The organism is Veillonella criceti, assembly GCF_900460315.1.
Lineage (GTDB): Bacteria > Bacillota > Negativicutes > Veillonellales > Veillonellaceae > Veillonella_A > Veillonella_A criceti.
This window is the reverse complement of record NZ_UHIO01000001.1, coordinates 184284-205000: the sequence shown is the minus strand read 5'-3', so window position 1 is coordinate 205000 and position 20717 is coordinate 184284. Positions and strand designations below refer to the sequence as shown.

The window sequence follows — 20717 nt, the reverse complement described above, 5'->3', positions numbered from 1 at the left end:
TCATATCTTATAACTTAAAAATAAAATTAGTCTATTAAATACACTCTTTAACTAGGCTAATTTTATATTTAATCATTCTATTAAATTACTGTTAAACCTATTAAGTTACGATAAACCATATAGACTAATTGACACTAGCAAAAGCAACGGCACCAAAAGCTGCCATTTGCCCTTCGCCCACCGCCTTAGCTACCTGTAAAGGAGTTCCTGCCACATCACCAGCAGCAAATAAACCTTTATAATTAGTTTCCATATTACGTCCAACAGCTACTGAGGTACCATCTAATACAACCCCTTCAACAAGATTTTCAGGTGGACAAGAATCCCTTAAGAAAAAGACCCCATCTACATCATGAGTTCCTTCATTAGTTTCAATAGCTGTTACTTTTTGTTCACCTACTACACTATTTACGATAGCCTTAGCATGAACAATAACCGATTTAGGCAGATTAGCTAGCCACTCCTCTGGCAGTTGTAAAGCACCACCAATATACAAATTAATTGTCTTCGCTAAAGAAGCTAATAATTCTACATCTTGTTGATACGCTAACGTATTTATATATACAGCTATATCTTTGTTTTCAAAAAAATGACCATCACAGCTTGCGCAATAACTTACCCCGCGCCCCAATAAAGCCCGTTCTCCAGGTACTGTTTTGCTCATAGTAACACCGGTTGCCAAAATTACACTTTTTGCTTGATATACATTTTCATCAGTCATAATTGTAAACGGTGCCCCTATAAAAACAGACTGCACTCGTTCTTTTGCAATCGTAGGCTCATAAGCCAAAGTTTGCTCCAATAATTGATCCATAAAATCTGGCCCACTAATCGTCATTATTCCAGGATAATTATCAATTCGATGTGCTCTACGCAACTTATCACTAAATCCAGCTGCTTCAAAAAGAATAACAGATTTATTATGGACGCGTGCTGTGAGCGCTGCCGAAAGTCCTGCTGGGCCACCACCTACAATAGCAATATCATATACGGTCATATAGTTCCTCTATTATTTAATAAAACAATTGACTACTCGCCATTAACAAGTAGCCAATGCCTTCCCAATGTACTAAACCAAATGGTCTTTTTTACTATTAATTTTTCACATCTGTAAATTTAAAGCCTTGTGCTTCTGCTTGTTGAATTAAATGTTGGCGCATTAGCACTGGCTTCTTACTAGCAATTTGTTTCGTAAAAGAATCAACACGACGATTCGTATCACGCATATCGTAATATTGTTCCATTTCTTCATCATAATCTTCTAATAATTCTTTATACGAATCAAATACAGTATAAGCATCATCAAATACATTCGCTTCACGAGGCATTCGCGGTTTTAATTGTGGTTTTTGATTAGGTACACCAATCCCTAAGCCCAACATAGGGAATGTAAGTTCTGGTAGTTTTAAAATTTCAATCATTTTAGGAACATTATTTAAAATACTACCAAAATAAACCGTCCCAAAACCGCCCATTTCAGCAGCCGCTACCATATTCTGTGCAGCTAAACTAGCATCAGTCCAACCTTGAAAGAAACGATCACTATCACGTTCCGAATCACTCACAACGCCTTGTTCCCGTGCAATTCGAGAATTGCGATACGCATCTACTAAGAAAATAAATAACTCAGGCACGCGTGCTACATATTCTTGATTGCATACCTCTGCAATCTGCGCTTTAATAGCTGGGTCAACAATACGAATGATACTAAAGCTTTGCATCCCCTGACTGCTTGCAGTCCGCTTAGCTACATCCAATAAAATACTCAATTGTTGAGGTGGAATTGGACTAGATTTAAATTCTCTAATGGTACGGTGATTTAATAATACATCAATAGGGTTCATTGGACTAACTCCTTTATTAGTAAATATATCTACATATATCGATTTTTCTCTTTTTACAGTACCACTATTTCACTAAATTGTCCAGCTTTAACCCAACTTCAGTCTAAGACCTCATAGATATGCTTTTAAAATGTCCATACTAAAATGTCCATACTATATGGGCATAATAGCCTTATTTTATTCAACCATATGAGTTTAACTCATAGTAAATTTGGCTAAACTCCTTATTTTTGCTATACTATTAATAGGTTCTACAAAACCTACCTTTAATTTAGAAGTGTAATTTTGTCCTCACTGAGTAGATTCTAAAACAATATCTCTGTGACAACACTTCAGGTGAAACTTAATAATCTATGAATGTAAAAGGAGTCTATTATGAAACTTCAATTCAAAAAAACTGTAACTCGTGGTCTTTTAATTGCTGCTTTAGCCGCTGGCTTTACTGGTTCAGCCTTAGCTGCGTCCCCTGCTGACACTGGCTCACAAATCCATGTTAGCGGTACCGCTACACGTTCGGTAGCCCCTAATTATGCCTTACTTCGCTTAGGTATTACTAGCGAAGCTTCTACAGTAGCAGCCGCTAAAACTACTAATGACCGTGTTATGAGTGATTTAATTTCTCGCCTAACTAATCTTGGCATTAGTAAAAATTTGATTCAAACATCTAATTTCTCTGTATCCCCTCGTAATGAGTATCGCCCAACAAATTCTGGAGAACAAAAAGAAAAAATTACTTCCTATGTGATTTCTAATACAGTAACTGTACGTATTAATGATTTAAATAAAATTAGTCAAGCAATTGACAATGCTGTCGCTGCTGGTGCTAACAATATCCAATCGCTAAGCTTCCAAGCTGATGTAGACCAAAGTTTAACCGATCAACTAACGGCTGAAGCTGTTAAAAATGGTCGCCATCAAGCAGAAGTGATTGCCAGTGCCTTAGGCCAACAATTAGGAAGTATTAAAGATGCTTCCGTAGGTTCTACTAATACCTACACTATGGAAAATACCTCTTTGCGTATGTACAAAATGGCTGATGCAGCGCTTAGCACTTCTACCCCAGTAGAGCAAGGAGATATTACTGTAAGTAAAGATGTAGATCTTACTTTCTACGTATACTAATATCTACAATTCCCCAATATACTAAATCCAACAAAGGGAGAGGTCAATATAATTTGACCTCTCCCTTTAAACATTTTTATAAACCCACAAAAGGCTAAAGCCTATGCCTCTGGTACTATCCCAACATGAACAGCTACAATACCACCAGTTAATTCGTAATAAGTAGCCGCCTCAAATCCTACTTCATTAAAGTATTCCAATACTTTAGATTGATGAGGATAACGACGTAAGGATTCTGGTAGCCAAGCATATGAAGAATTGTCTTTACTTAGTTTCCCTAACACAGGCAATATCTTTTCAAAATATAAATAATACAATTGCTTAAACCCTAAAGCTGTCGGCTTCGCTAATTCAAGCGTAACCACTCGGCCGCCCGGCTTAACAACACGTTTCATCTCACTGAGTGTCTTAATGATATCTGGCACATTGCGAAGTGCAAAAGCACTCATGGCACAATCAAAACTATTAGCTTCATAGGGCAGATTCATAGCATCGCCTTCCACTAAATTAACACGATCTAATAATCCGGCTTCATGTAAACGAACTTCCCCTTGTGCCAACATTTCAGGGCTAAAATCTAACGCCTCAATATGTAATGACGGTACTTGACGTAATGCTTCTTTCGTAAGCATCCCTGTGCCACAAGCTACATCTAGTAACCTCATATCAGGTTCTAAGGTTAATTTTTCTACAGCAAATCGACGCCAATATGCATCTTGATGAAAACTTAACAATGAATTCATCAAATCATAATGTTTTGCAATATGAGAAAATACGCCCTGTACAAAGACTTCTTTCTCTGCATGATTTGTAAATTGTAACGATTGTCTCGTTGTATTCCCGTCCATATCTTTCTTCACTCGCATTCTGCCAAACCTATACAATCAAACTTCTTCTTTATATATTCTTTTAGTATACCCAAAGATAGTAATATTTGTAAAGATATAGAGTGTACTTTGAATACATTATTGTCTATATATATTATGTTAATTATTATTAAATAGTTTTCAAAATATTTTTATTTCCCTCTTGCTATTATTCTTTGTCCGTATTATAATGACATATGTCCATTACAAAAGAATTGTTTTACTCATGTGAGGAGAGATGATTATGAAACAAATATTGCAGGTATTCAACCGAGTCCCCTTAATCTATCAAATTATGATTGGCTTAGTCATTGGTATTGGTATTTCCCTGGTGAGTCCAGATATAGGCAAAGATTTATCTCTATTAGGTATTATTTTTGTAGGTGCCTTAAAAGGTATTGCTCCTTTATTAGTATTTTTCTTAGTTATTGCCGCTGTATGTCGCCACAAAGCAGGCCAAAGCTCTGGTATGAAAAAAATCATTACCATGTACATGATAGGTATGTTCTTATCAGCGTTAATCGCCGTTTTTGCAAGTTTCCTCTTTCCTACAACCCTACATTTAACAAACATAGCACAAGATACCAAAGCACCAGAAGGGATTGCTGAAGTATTAATTACATTACTAAAAAATATTGTAGATAATCCACTTCATGCTATTATGACAGGTAACTATATTGGTATTCTTGGTTGGTCTATAGTAATTGGCTTTGCCCTTCGTCATGCCAAAGAAGAAATTAAGGAAACGTTCGTTGGTATTTCTGAGGCCATTACCACTGTAGTTCAGTGGGTTATTCGCTTAGCACCTTTTGGGATTATGGGCTTAGTGGCTGAATCGATTGCTACTAATGGCATTGAAGCATTACTCGAATATGCTGTATTACTAGGAACTTTACTTGGTAGTATGTTCTTCGTAGCTTTAGTAATAAATCCAATCATTGTATTTGCTGTTATGAAACGGAATCCATTTCCACTTACTTTTAAATGCTTACGCGAATCCGGTATTACTGCTTTCTTTACCCGTAGTTCCGCTGCTAACATTCCTGTAAACATGAATATGGCAAAACGCTTAGGGCTTTCCCCAGATTTATATTCTATTGCTATTCCACTAGGAGCTACTATCAATATGGCTGGGGCTGCAATTACAATTACAATTATGACTTTAGCCGCTGTTAATACCTTACAGATTCCAGTAGATATTAGCACTGCTATTTTATTAAGTATCATTGCCACAATTGGATCTTGCGGAGCTTCTGGTGTAGCTGGTGGTTCTCTTCTATTAATTCCATTGGCATGTAGTTTATTTGGTATTTCAAATGACATTGCCATGCAAGTAGTTGGTGTTGGTTTTATCATTGGTGTTTTACAAGATTCTACAGAAACAGCTCTTAACTCCTCTACTGATATTCTCTTTGTAGCCGCTGCTGATTTTGCTAAAAACGGGTATCCAGAAAATTTAGAAGAAGGACGTATAACACCTTTAAAAACAGAACTTGCTGAATAATTAAATTATATCCATAAATACATATTTGATATTCTTACACAAGAAGGCCACTCTCAGAGAGAGTGGCCTTCTTGTGTACTATAAATTTTTACAGTCCCATTAATTATAATCGTGAATATTTTCATCGCCAGTATAGCTATGTTCAGCAGTAATTGTAATTTCAAACGTTGGATCCATAGCCTCTAAAATTTTCTTAATGGCTTTGGCAATGTCATCCATTCGCTGTCTATCTGAATATGGTACGACCAAATCAAATAAAACATGTATTTTATCATCGCTCTTAACGGCGCGCAAATCATGAAGACTCAACTTTTCATCATACGCTTTAACTACAGTATGAATTTTATCATACAATGCCATTGACTCTTTAGTCACTAATAAAGGATCCATATGAATTGTTAATTGAATATACAATTCCTTCTGTGCATCTCGTTCAATTCTATCGATCAAACTATGGCTTTTGATAACATCTTCTTTAGCATCTACTTCCACATGAATACTAGCAAATACATGGCCTGGGCCATAGTCATGAATCATTAAATCATGAATCCCCAAAACTCCAGGATAGGATTTTACAAAATTTGCAATATCTTTTACCATTTCAGGACTTGGCTCATTGCCAAGTAAACGACTAATAGCATCGGCTAATACGTGATAACCGGCTCGCCCTATCATAACTGAAACAATGGCCCCCAAATACCCATCAACGGGAATTTGAAACAACCCACCAACAACTAAACCAAGAGTAATTCCTAACGTCGCCCATACATCAGATAAATATTCTAAACCATTAGCCTTTAAGATGGGCGAATTAATACGTTCACCAATCGATTTAAAAAAACTGTATAACCAAACTTTTAAGCCCATAGCACAAAGCATAACAACTAAGGCCCAGATAGAAAATTCTACAATCTCAGGATGCAAAATGCGCCCTACCGATTCAATTAATAATTGAATCGCCACCACAAATAGTAGTATAGAAAATCCTATGGATAATAAATATTCAATACGCCCATGTCCATAGGGATGTTCTTGATCCGCTTTCTTAGCAGAAAATCTAAAGCTTACTAATGATATAGTAGAACCTCCAGCATCTGCTAAATCATGGATGGCATCACTAATCATAGCAATTGAGCCTATTAAAAAACCGACAATCAATTCACCTAACGAAATGATTAAATTGGTCACAATACCTACTATACTTGTTAAATTACCATAGCGCGTACGCACCGCTGGCGCTTTAATACAATCATAGTCCTTAACAAACCAGCGAATTAATTGTTCCTGCATACTATTCCACCTACTATATTACCTATACTCTCAAACAATAATCATTATTTCAATATACCTAGTATACATCTTTTCTCACTGATTATCAATATTTAACATTATAAAAAATACCTCTCTCAGTACTTATATTTTCTACTATAGGGCCTTAGCTTAGGCAACATACAAAATCATATAAATTGAGAAAGGTATTTTCATTATTTAATTTTTTACTAAATTTTTACAAAATAAATCTTACCAACGATGCTCATAATACACTTGAGTCCACATGATTACCTCGGACAAAGTTGGATGTGGCGACATCGTTTCCCCTACCGTAATTACGGAATGAGGATCCATTTTACGAACTAAGCCTTCCTGACGAAGCTGTTTAGTCAAGGTAGAGCCAATTTCTTCGTTAATTGGTGCCAATGGTGTATCACCGCTATTGAGCAAATTAACAAATGGCTGAAACAAAATAGAAGCTTGTGGTCCAATCACATGAACCCCTAATATATGATTTGTCTTCTCATCAACAACAATTTTAACAAATCCATCATTATCATCACCAGGATCAAAACCCATAGCAAACCCTTTGGCCGTAGAAGAATAGAAGTTCTTCCCTGTTTTAACAGCATAGCCTTTTTCTAAGGCTTCCTGTTCAGTTAAACCTACATGACCAACTTGAGGATAAGTAAATGTTACCGCTGGTACTAAATCATAACGAGCCCAACGAAAATCTTGTGGACTCGTCGCATAAAATAAATTATGTGCTAAAATATCTGCTTCATAATTAGCTTTATGACGGAATGGTGCTTCTCCGTTAATATCCCCTAACGCATAAACACCATCAACAGATGTTTCTAAAAATTCATTCGTTACAATCCAGCCACCACGTTTAGTCTGAATTGATGTATTTTCAAGTTTAAGTTCTTCCGTAGCCGGTTTAATACCAGAAGCCATAAGAATTTCTTCGCCCCGTACTTCACGGATTTCTCCTGTTTTACGGTCACGAATCACAACAATTTTTTCACCATTTTCTACACGTACTTCTTCGGGTTCTTGATTTAAAATAACATCAATCCCCAAACGAGTAATATCTTTATAAATTTGCTCAGAAATCTCAGCATCTTCTTTCGGTAATAATCGTACATTATGCTGAATTAATGTAACTTTAGTACCTGCGGCAGCAAATACATGGGCAAATTCAGTACCAATAGGGCCGCCCCCCATAACAACTAACGATTTGAAAGGCTTCTGAGGATATTTATTACCAAATAAACTTTCACTGCTCATGTAGCCGGCTTCGTCTAATCCTTTAATAGGATTTACTTTTGTATGACCACCTACACCAAGAACAATAATAGGGGCTGTAATTTCTTCAGTTACTTCCCCTGTATTCATCGCTACTGTTAATACTTTATCTTTTACAAACGTAGCCGCACCACGGTACAAATCAACATTGTCGAATTTATCATAGTAAGCTTCTACGCCTTTGCTTTCATCAATCTTTTGCCAAACACGTTTTGACATCAAATTCCAATCAATAGTCGCTGGCTGTACCTTGACACCGATTTTAGGTAATTCTTCAATTTCACGCACCGCATCAGCTACCGTAACCATAACTTTTGTAGGGATACAGCCACGTGTTAAACAAGTACCACCAAATTTGCCTTTTTCAATAATAGCTACTTTCTTACCCTTGTTGATTGCGGCATCAGCTACAATCGTAGCCCCGCCCGTACCAACAACAATAATATCATATGTCTTCATCTATAACGCCTCCATATATTGTATACGCTAATACTGTCTATTTCACAATAGCACAGTCATCTTTATACTGCTTTTATCATGCAGAGTCATTTAAACAAATAGTAATTACAATCAATAACCATAATCAATTACTAATTAATTATATCATATCGATACTTATAAATAAAGAACTCCCTACATCAAACACGCTATGGACCTAACAATAATAGCGATTGACTAGGGAGTTCAATTTACCTTGCTTGAGGGCAAGAGATAAGCAAGCACATTAATACGCCAGCATATATTAATATATTACAACATTAAACTTTAAATATTCCTACATTAAATTTCGAGTGTCACTACCTCTTCTACAGCTTCCAATAAAGTGCCATCAGCTACGATAGCCGTAATTTTTTCTAATTCTTTAAACATTTCAATGTCTTTATCATAATCAATGAATTTATTGCTAGCACGCACTGCTTCATAAGCAGCTGCGGTACCAACCCCAAGTTTAAATTCATCTTCACGAAGATCAATAGCTTGGCAAGCCGCTAAAATTTCAGTCGCAACTACACGACGAACATTATCCGCAATTTCACCTGCTTTGCGAGCTGCATGAGCCCCCATACTTACTAAATCTTCTTGGTTTTCACAAGATGGAATCGAGTCAACAGAAGCTGGATGTGCTAATACTTTATTTTCACTTACTAAAGCAGCTGCTGCGTATTGGGTAATCATAAAGCCTGAATTTAAACCAGAATGTTTAACTAGGAAGGATGGGAAGCCACTTAAGGAATTATTGAGCAAACGTTCTAAACGACGTTCTGAAATGTCTGCAATTTCAGCAAGTCCAATTCCTAAAAAGTCAAATGGCAAGGCCATTGGTTGCCCATGGAAGTTACCACCGGAGATTACATCACCATCAGGTAAAATAATAGGATTATCTGTTACAGAGTTAATTTCAATGTCAACTTTTTCTTTAACAAAAGCTAATGCATCTTTAGAAGCTCCATGCACTTGTGGTACACAGCGTAAAGAATAAGGATCTTGAACGCGAAGTTCACCCTGTTGTGTAACCGAGGTACTCCCTTTCAATAATTCTCGCATATTACGCGCTGTATCAAGTTGCCCTTTGTGCGGACGAATCGTATGAATACGTTCATCATAGGCATTAATAATACCACGCATCGCTTCAGCCGACAGGGCCGCTGCAATATCACTTAATTTTAAGAGACATAAGCCTTCCCAAAGAGCTAAAGCACCAGCAGCTGTTAATACAGGCGTACCATTGATAAGCGCCAATCCTTCTTTAGCTTCTAAGGCAATAATAGGGATTCCAGCCTTTGCCATAGCTTCTTTACCAGGAACAACAGTCCCTTCATATTCAGCATCGCCTAGACCTAACATTGGCAATACCATATGAGATAGAGGCGCCAAATCGCCAGAAGCACCTAAGGACCCTTTTTCTGGAATATACGGATGAACACCTTTATTAATCATTTCAATTAAAGTTTCTAGCGTTTCTAGACGAATCCCAGAATAACCTTTTACTAGTGCGTTAGCGCGAATTAACATCATGGCACGAGTTGCTTCACGACTAAATGGTTTGCCAAAACCACACGCATGCGTACGAATCAAATTTTCCTGTAATTGTGAACAATCTTCTTTTGAAATATGAACACGACATAAAGAACCAAAGCCCGTTGTAATCCCGTAGACCACAGCATTACTATTCACAATATTATCAACAATTGCTCGCGATGCTTTAATATTTTCAATCGTGGATTCTGGTAATACTACTTTTGCATCATAACGCGCAACAGCCATTAACTCTGCTAACGTTAAATCATTGCCTGTTAATACAACTTCTTTAATAGATTTAACTGTTTTAATCATTACACATATCTCCTAATATTTATTGTAAACGAATTTACTGACTAATTAACCAAGCATTAAAGCACCAATTAAGCCACCAATAATTAAAGTAATATCATAGAATATAAAGGTTGGTACACATGTATCCCAAATATGATTATGTTGACCATCAGCATTCAAACCAGATGTTGGCCCTAATGTTGAGTCAGAAGCTGGCGAACCAGCATCACCTAAGGCTGCGGCAATCCCAATTAATAAAATAATAGCAGGAACACCAAAACCTAACTGCATTCCCATTGGGATGTAAATAGAAGCAATAACTGGAATAGTACCGAAAGAAGTCCCAATACCCATGGTAATTAATAAACCTACCAATAACATAAGTAAGGCGCCTGCAAATTTAGTGTCAATAATAGAAGTAGTCGCTTCAACCAAACTCTGAACAGACTGTGTTTCGCGAAGTACATTCGCATAACCAGCAGCGACTAACATTACAAAGGCAATAAAGCCCATCATGCGCACGCCACCATCCATTGTTAAGTCCATATCTTTCCATTTAATCCCGCCAGTAAGGATCATAACAGCTAAACCACATAAAGCACCAATTGGTAATGATTTAAAATATAATTGCGCTACGAACGCAACAGCAGCCCCTAATAACGCAAGCCAGCAATCTTTAGTCATAGTGACATCACCAGGATTGTCGTCGGAACCAATAACTGGTAAATCTTCATAATGACGATCTTTTGCATAAAAGAACACAGCTAAAATTAAACCCACTAGCATGGATAAACCGCCAATCCACATAACGGCCGAAATATCACCAATGGTTACATCGACACCATTTGCTACCATCTGATCTTTAATAATTGTCATAAATAATAGACCAAAACCGACTGGTAAGCTAACATACGGTGCTTTTAAGCCAAAAGTTAAAGCACAGGCTACTGCCCGACGGTCCAAATTCATATGATTCATCAATGCTAATAATGGTGGAATTAAAATTGGAATAAAGGCAATATGAACAGGAATTAAGTTTTGAGAGAAACACGCTACAAAGGCAATTAAAAATGTAAACGCTAATTTTTTACTCCCTACGACTTGTGTAATTTTACGAGATACAACAGAAGCTAACCCCGAACGACCAATAGCAACGGCCAAAGCACCTAATAAAATATAGCTCAATGCCGTTTCAGAGTTTCCCCCCATCCCATTGATTAATGAGGACACGGTATCACCGACTGACATACCACCAATTGTACCAGCTACTAAAGCAGCAATGATAACAGCTAATAAAACATTCATTTTAAGCAAACACACAATCGACATAACAATAACTGATACCACTATGGGGTTCAATAAAATATCCATACACATTCAACTCCTTTGCTAAATAATACCATTGTTAGTAAATTAGTCCGACCTTAGTAAATATTTACTTTTTTTCAGTATACACAAGCTTTGTCGTAAAATTGTCAAACTTTTTCAATTATAAATAATTTGTCATCGGATTTCAACAAAAAGATTATAAATATCACTAATATACATAAATAATTTCTACTTGATAAATGGACTTTTTACAGACGATTTTTAACATGGTAATCAACTATCTATTTACCTCACTAAATAACGAAAGTAAAGAAAAGACAGGTCATAATAACCTGTCTCTTCTTGATGATAATAACTATACTTCATTCAATGCTTCTAATTGGGAACGTTCATACGTATCTCGATACACATCTAAATAGCGCAAAGCTCTACCACTATACATAGCAATACTACCACGATAATGCTTATTAATTTCCGATTGTGGATACTGCGCTTTAACTAAAGCAATTGCCATGTTAACATACCCTACTTCTTGAGGGTTATTCATCATCGTTAACTTAGCCATAGCATCATCAATATATTGCATCGCAGCCGTTTCCTGCCCTTCACGCATCGCTAATAAAGCTAAATAAGACTCTACAATAGGTCTGCGCCAGTAAAAATCATAACGATTGAAAAACTCATAAGCTTGTTCAAAATAAATTTGTGCTTTTTCAAATTGGCCTAAATTATAAGCCGCAATACCTGCATTACAGGAAAATACCACCCATGAACTATAGGCTTGTTGATCATTACAAATGGCCAATGCTTTATCATAGTATTCAATAGCTTCTTCAAATTGACCACGGCCACGACGAATCTCCCCTATATAATTATAGGCCGCCGCAATATTTAATGCATAACGTCTTGCTACGGTTTGTGTCACCATAAATGTAGCAATAGATTCATTTAATAATCGTTCTGCTTCTTCAAAGTCCCCTTGCATAATCATATTGAGCCCTTTAAGTCGCAGTAAAATGCCCACTTCTTTGTGGTAATTACATTCAACAGCCAAATCAAGAGCAATTTCAAGATAATTCTTCATTTCATTGGCATTACCCGTTTGAATATCATAATAAATCATCTGTTTATAGCCCATCAATGTGTAATCACGATTACGCATTTCTATGGCTTGCTCAATAAGATCTAAAATATAGCGAACCCCTTTTTCATATTTACCTTCACGGATAAAATAACGACCGATTAAATGCAAATACATGAGTTCCAAATTTTTTACATCAGCCGTGGCTCCACAAGTTTCTCGAATCCGCGCCATCATTTCTTCTACGTCATTTAGATACTGTAAAGTATCAGCTTCTGTAAAATAACTAGCCCCACCCGTCTGCATAGGCTCTGACAGACTCAACACAGGAAATAACTCATGGCTAAAATTGAGATAGTACATAAGCCCCTTTAATTTATAATGGCCCATCTTAACAAGCTCTCCAGCTTGCTCATAATGATATTCTAAATGCTTATAAATCACAACGTCTTTTTTAGAATGCGTTAATTTTTTCTCCCATAACGTACCTAAATAGCCATGCAATATTTTCCATTTTTCTGGGGATAATTGCTGTTGTATAAATTCTTTCAACTTCTGCTGACTTATTTCGTACAACACATCCGCTTGTTGCGAAAATGGTGACACTAAATTCTTCGCTTCTAACCCTTCTAAATATTCAAGCAGACGAAGGGTATCCATTTTCATATATTCCCCTATCATCGCAATAGGCGCGCCATTATAAAATAAGGAAATAAAATCTATAATCTTCTGCTGCTCTTCAGATAAGGATAGATAATTAGCTTTAAACACCGTCGCCATATTATTGGTTAATTTATCAAGACTCCCCGTCGTCTTTAACGAATTTAGACATTCTGTAAGTAAAAATAGATTTCCCTCTGTTTCAATCTGCAACTGATGCAACAAAGCTTCATCAACAGCCATTGGTAAATTGGCTGCTTCTACATAGCGACGAATATCTTTTTTATTTAATGGATTTAATTGTGTTACATGAAGTCGTTTATATACTGAAATAGACGTAATAAAATGTTGGAAGTCTTTTTCACGTGAGTCGCGCCCTGTTAACAGAAATAATATACGATCGGATTGTTTGCGCAAAATCAAAGTACTCAACAAAGATAAACTTAAAGGATCCATCCACTGAATATCTTCAAACACAATAATTAATTTTTTATTGGCTGAAGCAACATCCAGTACAGTCGATAAGGTGTGAAAGATAGAATCAAATTTTAAAATATCCTTAATCTCTACTAGCCCTAAATCGCGATCAATGCTCATATCCATTTGTGGAAACAAAGCATAAATACGATTTAGTTCAAAATCAGGTATCATCGTACCATTTGCTTCTAATAACTGCACTAAGCCATTAACGATTTCCGTCCATGGATGAAGTAAAAAATTTCGTTCCAATTGATAACAATTAGTCTGAATAACAGCCACTTCATCTTGCAAACTTTCAAGTGCAATATCTTTTAATGTCGTTTTACCACTACCAGCATCGCCTAATAAAATTAATGCTTCCCCAGCCCGACCACGCATAAATGACCAAATATGAGCGGTCATATCTTCTAGTTCACGTTCACGGCCAATAGGAACGGGCATACGATGGGAACGATTTTGAAAATTCTTTTCTTCTTGTTGCAAAGCTTCCTTAATAATAGCGTCAATATCAGCTAGCACATCAGATTGTAACTCTTTTTTGAAAAGAGCCTTCATTTCTTCGTATAATTCCATGGCTTGTTGCATCTTGCCTTGTTCACAATACGCCCTTAATACAATAGCATACACACTTTCATCATAGGGGTTCTGTGAAATTAATAACTTACCATGACGTTCTATCGTACTATAATCTTTTTCATCTACAGCACTTTGAAGTTTCGAGCTAATAGCATCCATGTATAGATTTTTTAAACGATTCCGTTCGGCCAAATACCAATCTTCATACTCTACAGAGTCTTTAATAAAGAAGCCCTGTAAAAATTCTCCTTTATATAAATCTAATTGTCCAACTGGATCAGCTTCAAACAACTTGCTGTCAATGACTACATCTACGGCGGGGTTTACCTTAATTATCGCTTTACGCGGTGAAATAAATGTATCAGCGCCTAGGATTTTTTTTGCTTCATAAATAGCATTACGCAAATTTTTACGTGCTACTGCATCTGGTTTGTCTGCCCATAAAATGCCACTTAACTCATCACGCATTACTGTGCCACGAACTAGAATGTAATAGACTAAGGCATTCACCTTATTATAAGAGAAGAATACTTCCTCTCCGTCTTTCAAGATTGCTGGTGTTCCCAGAAATCGTACTTCTAATTTAGCTGCCATAATATCCCTCTGCCTGGACTGCTTGTATAACGGTCCTCATCTTCCGTCAAATAGAATCGTCCAATAAATCGTCAAACATTTACACCTAATAGATTGATGATATTGGAACTAGTTAAAAAGTTTTTTGACACTTTTTATTATACAATAAAGCCCTGTATAATACACCTTAATTAATCAATTTTTCGCAAAATAGATATAGCAATTATGCATAATTCACCGTTAATTTACATTATATATGCACAGCATCAATACTAAGGGATATTTTCACAGTTTGAAAAATCTTATATATAATGGATTATACGAAAAAAGCATGGTAGACTGCTTACTACCATGCTTAGTGTATTTCATGCGTATATATTATTCTTTGTCTTTTTATTCTTCGTCTTCGTCAGGAAGCTCCGCATTGTGATATACGTCTTGAACATCATCAAGATCATCCAATGCATCTAGCATTTTTTGCATTTTTACTGCATTGTCGCCTTCAAGGGCAATGGTATTATCTGGTACCATTGTAATCTTGCTTACTACTGTTTCAATGTTAGCGTCGCCTAATGCAGTTTCTACCGTATCATAATCTTCTGGCGCCGTGTAAATAACGAATGTATCATCTTCCACTTTCAAATCTTCAGCACCCGCTTCTAAAGCAAGGAGTGTCAATTCTTCTTCGTCATGACCTTCGCTATCAATCACAAATACACCCTTACGATTAAACATCCAAGCTACGCAACCAGTTTCACCTAAATTACCACCATTTTTTGAAAAAGCATGGCGCACATCAGCGGCTGTACGATTGCGATTATCAGTCAAGCATTCAACTGTTAAAGCAACCCCACCAGGACCATAGCCTTCATAGGTAATTTCCTCGTAATTATCCATATCGGTAGCACCAACACCTTTAGCAATAGCACGTTGAATATTATCTTTAGGCACATTGTTTTCACGTGCTTTTTGTAAAGCTAATTTTAAACGCATATTACCTACTGGGTCACCACCCCCCATACGAGCAGCTACCGTAATTTCACGACTAATTTTAGTTGTTACTTTCGCTTTTAATGCGTCCGTTTTACCTTTTTTATGTTTAATATTGGCCCATTTGGAATGTCCAGACATACTAATACCTCCTAAAAATATCCTGTTATAGTTCTATCTTCAGTCCTTTTCCCACCATGCTTCACCACGTAAGCGGTCTAAAATGATAGAAACAGCACTACGAACGGAAAGGTGATTATAATCTCCATGTCCATATACAGGTTCTAAAATATAATCAAAGTCTTCCATAGTTTCTTTCGTCATACCATAGCCGGTACCAAATAATACTAACACAGGCTGCGCTCCCTTTTCAAGAGTCTTACGCATCCAAGCATAACTAACTGTATTATCATATGTACGAGCATCTGTTGTGGCGATTATTGGTGGCTGACCTTCTAACTTAGTCACTTCCTCAATTGCACTGCGAATTGAATTAACAAGCACCACTTCCTGAAAAGCATCCTTACGATCAGGATTATACGTACTCCCAAACCCCGTTTGCCAATGCGACATAATCTGCTTGGCCAAGTCACGTTGTGCTGGAATATTATGAATCACAAAATATCGACTTACATCATAAGTAATCGCAGCTCGTGCAATATCATGAATATCATAATTCGTAATCGCTGTCGTAATGACTTCGCCATGCTTATTATAGATAGGATAATGAACTAAGCCTATATATAAGTTTGCCAAGGTTATACCTCCCTTTTTATTCGCTACTCTCCATTATAATGAATTATTGAGCTACTCGCAAATAAAAAGTAAAAAAACTAAGTTTTTTATCGTTGTACTGAAAAATTTCCAAGCATTTATATAATAAAAAAACCTTCGAGAAAAAGTCACGCCAAGATTCACAATTCCACAGTTACGCTTAACAGCTCTTTTCTCAAAGGTTTTTTATTTAATTATATTAAGTCGCGCCTATACAAAACTTATTTTTTAATATTATAGAATACATCAAGACCACGATATTGCGCTGTTTCAGCCAATAAATCTTCAATACGTAGTAATTGATTATATTTAGCCACACGTTCACTGCGAGCTGGTGCGCCAGTTTTAATTTGACCAGCATTAACAGCTACCGCAATATCTGCAATGGTAGCATCTTCAGTTTCACCAGAGCGGTGAGAAATAACACAAGTATAGCCAGCTCGTTTAGCCATTTCAATCGCATCAAATGTTTCAGTCAATGTGCCAATCTGATTTACTTTGATTAAAATAGCATTACCTGTATCAGTAGCAATCCCTTTAGCCAAACGTTCTGTATTTGTTACAAATAAATCATCACCGACTAACTGAACTTGTTTGCCAAGGCGTTCTGTTAATAGCTTCCAACCTTCCCAATCTTCTTCAGCAAGGCCATCTTCAATGGAAATAATTGGATATTTAGCAACAAGATCTGCATAGAAATCAACCATTTCAGCGGCTGTTTTTACTTTGCCTTCCCCAGCTAAATTATATTGACCGTCTTTGTAGAATTCAGAAGACGCTGCATCAATAGCTAATTTGAAATCACTCCCTGGTTCATAGCCAGCTTTTTTAATGGCTTCACAGATAACTTGAAGGGCTTCTTCATTAGAACCAAGATTTGGAGCAAAACCACCTTCATCACCAACACCTGTAGCTAAGCCTTTTTCTTTCAATACATTTTTTAAAGTATGATATACTTCGGCGCAAGCACGAAGAGCTTCTTTAAAGGATTCTGAACCAACAGGCATAATCATAAATTCCTGAATATCCACATTATTATCAGCATGAGCGCCACCATTTAAGATATTCATCATAGGTACTGGCAATTCTTTGGCATTGGTACCACCTAAGTATTGGAATAAAGGTAAATCATAAGAAGCTGCTGCTGCTTTAGCTACTGCCATAGATACACCTAAAATGGCATTAGCCCCTAACTTAGCTTTATTTGGTGTGCCATCTAATTCAATCATGAGCTGATCGATAGCAACTTGTTCAGATGCGTCAAAGCCAATAATTTCAGGCCCAATTACATCATTTACATTAGCCACGGCTTGTTCTACCCCTTTACCGAGATAGCGACCTTTATCACCATCACGAAGTTCTACCGCTTCAAACATACCCGTAGAAGCACCTGAAGGAACAGCTGCTGTACCAATAGTACCATCTTCTAAATACACTTCTACTTCTACTGTAGGATTACCACGGGAATCTAAAATTTCTCTTGCGTATACATCTGTAATCATTGCCATGCTAATTACCTCCTTAACAAACTATCTGAATATCACATTTAAATATATTGCAATTAAATATATGACAGCTATAATTTAAATCTTATCTAGGAACAATCCCCTTACGACTCTTTAACCAGTAAGCTCTGACCAGTCATTTCAATAGGCTGCGCAATCCCACCTAAATCCAACATAGTTGGGGCTAAATCGCAAAGTTTACCTTCCTGTAACTGTGCCTGTTTATATTGTTCACTTACTAAAATTAAAGGGACTGGATTTGTAGTATGCGCCGTATGGGGTGCACCTGTACGGTGATCAACCATCATTTCCGAATTACCATGATCAGCCGTTACTAATAAATGGCCTTGCACTGTATTAATAGCCTTTACAATACGACCTAAACAAGCATCCACTGTTTGCACAGCTTTTTCAGCGGCTTCTAAAACGCCTGTATGTCCAACCATATCGGGATTAGCAAAGTTTAGGATGATCATATCGAATTGACCACCTTCAATAGCTGCTACTACTTTATCAGTTACCTCTAAAGCACTCATCTCTGGCTGTAAATCATAGGTAGCCACTTTGGGTGAAGGTACCAAGATTCGCTCTTCGCCATAAAAGGGAACTTCCTCACCACCATTGAAGAAATACGTCACATGCGCATATTTTTCTGTTTCAGCAATACGAAGTTGTGTATAGCCACCATTAGCCAAAACTTGACCTAATGTATTCGTTAATACTTCTTTTTCATATACAATATGAGTCGACAAACCATCTTCATACTTCGTCATAGTCGCCATATACAGTGGTAATACACCTTTTTTACGAGTAAAGCCTGAAAATTCAGGATCTACTAACGCACGAGTTAATTGACGGGCTCGATCAGGGCGAAAATTAGCAAAGATAACAGCGTCATTAGCTTCAATAGCCCCTTTAGCATCCAACACAACAGGGACTACAAATTCATCAACTACATCATTAGCATATGATGCTTCAATAGCCGTCTTACTCGAATCAGCAGCCACCCCAAGGCCATCAACAATAGCTTCGTAAGCTTTTTCAATTCGTTCCCAACGCTTATCACGATCCATACCATAATAGCGACCACCTAAAGTCGCTATTTTGCCTAATCCGACCTGTTTCATATAGTTCTCTAGGTCAGTCAAATAAGTTAGAGCACTTTGAGGTGGCACGTCGCGACCATCTAATAAAGCATGTACATAAAGTTCCGTCACACCAGCTTCTTTTGCCCCTTTAATAATGGCTTTTATATGGTCTAGTGAACTATGAACACCACCATCAGATAAAAGACCGATAATTTGTAAACGACTTTTTTTAGCTTTATCGTATAATTCTTCAATAACAGGCCGTTTAAAAAAACTCCCATCTTCAGTATCTTTAGTAATACGCGTTAATTCTTGATATACAATACGACCAGCACCAATGTTTAAATGGCCCACTTCGGAATTACCCATTTGCCCGTCTGGTAAACCAACAGCTAAACCAGATGCCTGCAATTGAGTATGTGGATAGGTTTGCCAAAGATTCAAGAAATTCTCCGGTTTAGCCTGTACCACTGCATTAGTCGGGTCATTTACATCCCCTATACCAAAACCATCTAAGATAGTTAGCATTACTGGGGCTTTCAATTTTGCCATGCACATATCCTTTCTTAACTATAATCTATTAGTTTTATCCTTATTAGCCTTTAGCACTATAAACTTATTATTTTCCATAACAAATCACTACTAATAAGTTTTTAGTATGTCCCCATCTATTATGCGGTAATGATAGCCATAAAGTCTTCAGCTTTTAAGGCCGCTCCACCAACAAGAGCCCCATCAATATCAGGTTGCGACAAAATCTCTTGTGCATTACTCCCTTTTACGCTACCACCATATTGAATACGAATAGCCTCAGCTGTAGCTGCATCAAATAAACTAGCCACTTTAGCACGAATTGCCGTACAAACTTCACCAGCTTGTTCAGCCGTCGCTGTTTTGCCAGTACCAATGGCCCAAATTGGCTCATAAGCTATGACCATTTGGCTCACTTGTTCCGCAGTTAAATCCGCTAAGCCTGCTGTTAATTGACTATCAATAAACGCTTGTGTTTCATTAGCTTCTCGTTGTGCTAAACTTTCACCAACACAGAGAATAGGCACTAAATCATACGTAAAAGCAGCTTTAATTTTTTGATTAATTAAAGCATCGGTTTCACCAAAATACTGCCGCCGTTCAGAATGACCTAAAATTACGTAGTGACAACCTACATCCGTAAGCATCAAAGGAGATACTTCACCGGTGTAAGCACCTGATGGTTCAAAATACATATTTTGAGCCCCCAAGCCAATAGAGGTTTCATCAATTAAATCAGCTACTGTACTAAGACCTGTAAATGGCGGACAAACAACAACTTCCCGATCTACCTCAGTCTTAGCTAACGCTTCTTTGATGCCTTCTACTAAAATGGTTGCTTCTGCTATATTTGTATGCATTTTCCAATTGCCAGCAATAATTTGTTTACGCATGAGAGCCT

General features: G+C 37.0%; 15 protein-coding genes. 2 read left to right on the top strand and 13 right to left on the bottom strand.

What is annotated here, in order from left to right; all coding sequences use genetic code 11:
• Positions 1-124 precede the first annotated feature (124 nt).
• Entirely contained in the window at positions 125-997 is an 873-nt protein-coding gene (locus DYE54_RS00945) for an NAD(P)/FAD-dependent oxidoreductase (protein WP_115309473.1), read from the bottom strand.
• Positions 998-1094: 97 nt separating this feature from the next.
• Positions 1095-1844 (bottom strand): NADPH-dependent oxidoreductase, encoded by a 750-nt coding sequence (locus DYE54_RS00940; protein ID WP_115309472.1) that lies wholly within the window; start codon positions 1842-1844, stop codon positions 1095-1097.
• Positions 1845-2219: 375 nt separating this feature from the next.
• On the opposite strand from DYE54_RS00940, the gene DYE54_RS00935 reads away from it, so the two are divergent.
• Entirely contained in the window at positions 2220-2966 is a 747-nt protein-coding gene (locus DYE54_RS00935) for an SIMPL domain-containing protein (protein WP_115309471.1), read from the top strand.
• A gap of 101 nt (positions 2967-3067) precedes the next feature.
• On the opposite strand, the gene DYE54_RS00930 is transcribed toward DYE54_RS00935, so the two are convergent.
• Positions 3068-3814, bottom strand: a complete 747-nt coding sequence (locus DYE54_RS00930; RefSeq protein ID WP_115311059.1) for a class I SAM-dependent methyltransferase — start codon at positions 3812-3814, stop codon at positions 3068-3070.
• Between the two features lie 262 nt (positions 3815-4076).
• On the opposite strand from DYE54_RS00930, the gene sstT reads away from it, so the two are divergent.
• Entirely contained in the window at positions 4077-5336 is a 1260-nt protein-coding gene (gene sstT / locus DYE54_RS00925) for a serine/threonine transporter SstT (RefSeq protein WP_115309470.1), read from the top strand.
• A gap of 99 nt (positions 5337-5435) precedes the next feature.
• On the opposite strand, the gene DYE54_RS00920 is transcribed toward sstT, so the two are convergent.
• The 10 genes from DYE54_RS00920 to tpiA all read right to left on the bottom strand — a co-directional run bounded on the left by DYE54_RS00920 (position 5436) and on the right by tpiA (position 20709).
• Positions 5436-6626, bottom strand: coding sequence for a cation diffusion facilitator family transporter (locus tag DYE54_RS00920; protein ID WP_115309469.1), 1191 nt, complete (start codon positions 6624-6626; stop codon positions 5436-5438).
• 231 nt (positions 6627-6857) lie between these two features.
• Positions 6858-8375, bottom strand: coding sequence for a dihydrolipoyl dehydrogenase family protein (locus DYE54_RS00915; RefSeq protein WP_115309468.1), 1518 nt, complete (start codon positions 8373-8375; stop codon positions 6858-6860).
• A 321-nt stretch (positions 8376-8696) separates the two neighbouring features.
• Entirely contained in the window at positions 8697-10250 is a 1554-nt protein-coding gene (gene hutH, locus DYE54_RS00910) for a histidine ammonia-lyase (protein WP_115309467.1), read from the bottom strand.
• A 45-nt stretch (positions 10251-10295) separates the two neighbouring features.
• Positions 10296-11600: a Na+/H+ antiporter family protein gene (locus DYE54_RS00905; protein ID WP_115309466.1), complete on the bottom strand. Its 1305-nt coding sequence runs from the start codon at positions 11598-11600 to the stop codon at positions 10296-10298.
• 313 nt (positions 11601-11913) lie between these two features.
• Entirely contained in the window at positions 11914-14949 is a 3036-nt protein-coding gene (locus DYE54_RS00900) for an ATP-binding protein (protein WP_115309465.1), read from the bottom strand.
• A gap of 372 nt (positions 14950-15321) precedes the next feature.
• Positions 15322-16059, bottom strand: coding sequence for a YebC/PmpR family DNA-binding transcriptional regulator (locus DYE54_RS00895; RefSeq protein ID WP_115309464.1), 738 nt, complete (start codon positions 16057-16059; stop codon positions 15322-15324).
• A 39-nt stretch (positions 16060-16098) separates the two neighbouring features.
• Positions 16099-16674 carry an RNA methyltransferase gene (locus tag DYE54_RS00890; protein ID WP_115309463.1) on the bottom strand — a complete coding sequence of 192 codons (576 nt, stop codon included), beginning with the start codon at positions 16672-16674 and terminating at the stop codon, positions 16099-16101.
• A 239-nt stretch (positions 16675-16913) separates the two neighbouring features.
• A complete protein-coding gene (eno, locus tag DYE54_RS00885) occupies positions 16914-18200 on the bottom strand; it encodes a phosphopyruvate hydratase (RefSeq protein ID WP_115309462.1) in 1287 nt (428 codons plus the stop codon).
• A 101-nt stretch (positions 18201-18301) separates the two neighbouring features.
• A complete protein-coding gene (gene gpmI / locus DYE54_RS00880) occupies positions 18302-19837 on the bottom strand; it encodes a 2,3-bisphosphoglycerate-independent phosphoglycerate mutase (protein WP_115309461.1) in 1536 nt (511 codons plus the stop codon).
• A gap of 119 nt (positions 19838-19956) precedes the next feature.
• Complete coding sequence (gene tpiA, locus DYE54_RS00875) at positions 19957-20709, bottom strand: triose-phosphate isomerase (RefSeq protein WP_115309460.1); 753 nt, start codon at positions 20707-20709, stop codon at positions 19957-19959.
• Between the last annotated feature and the right edge of the window lie 8 nt (positions 20710-20717).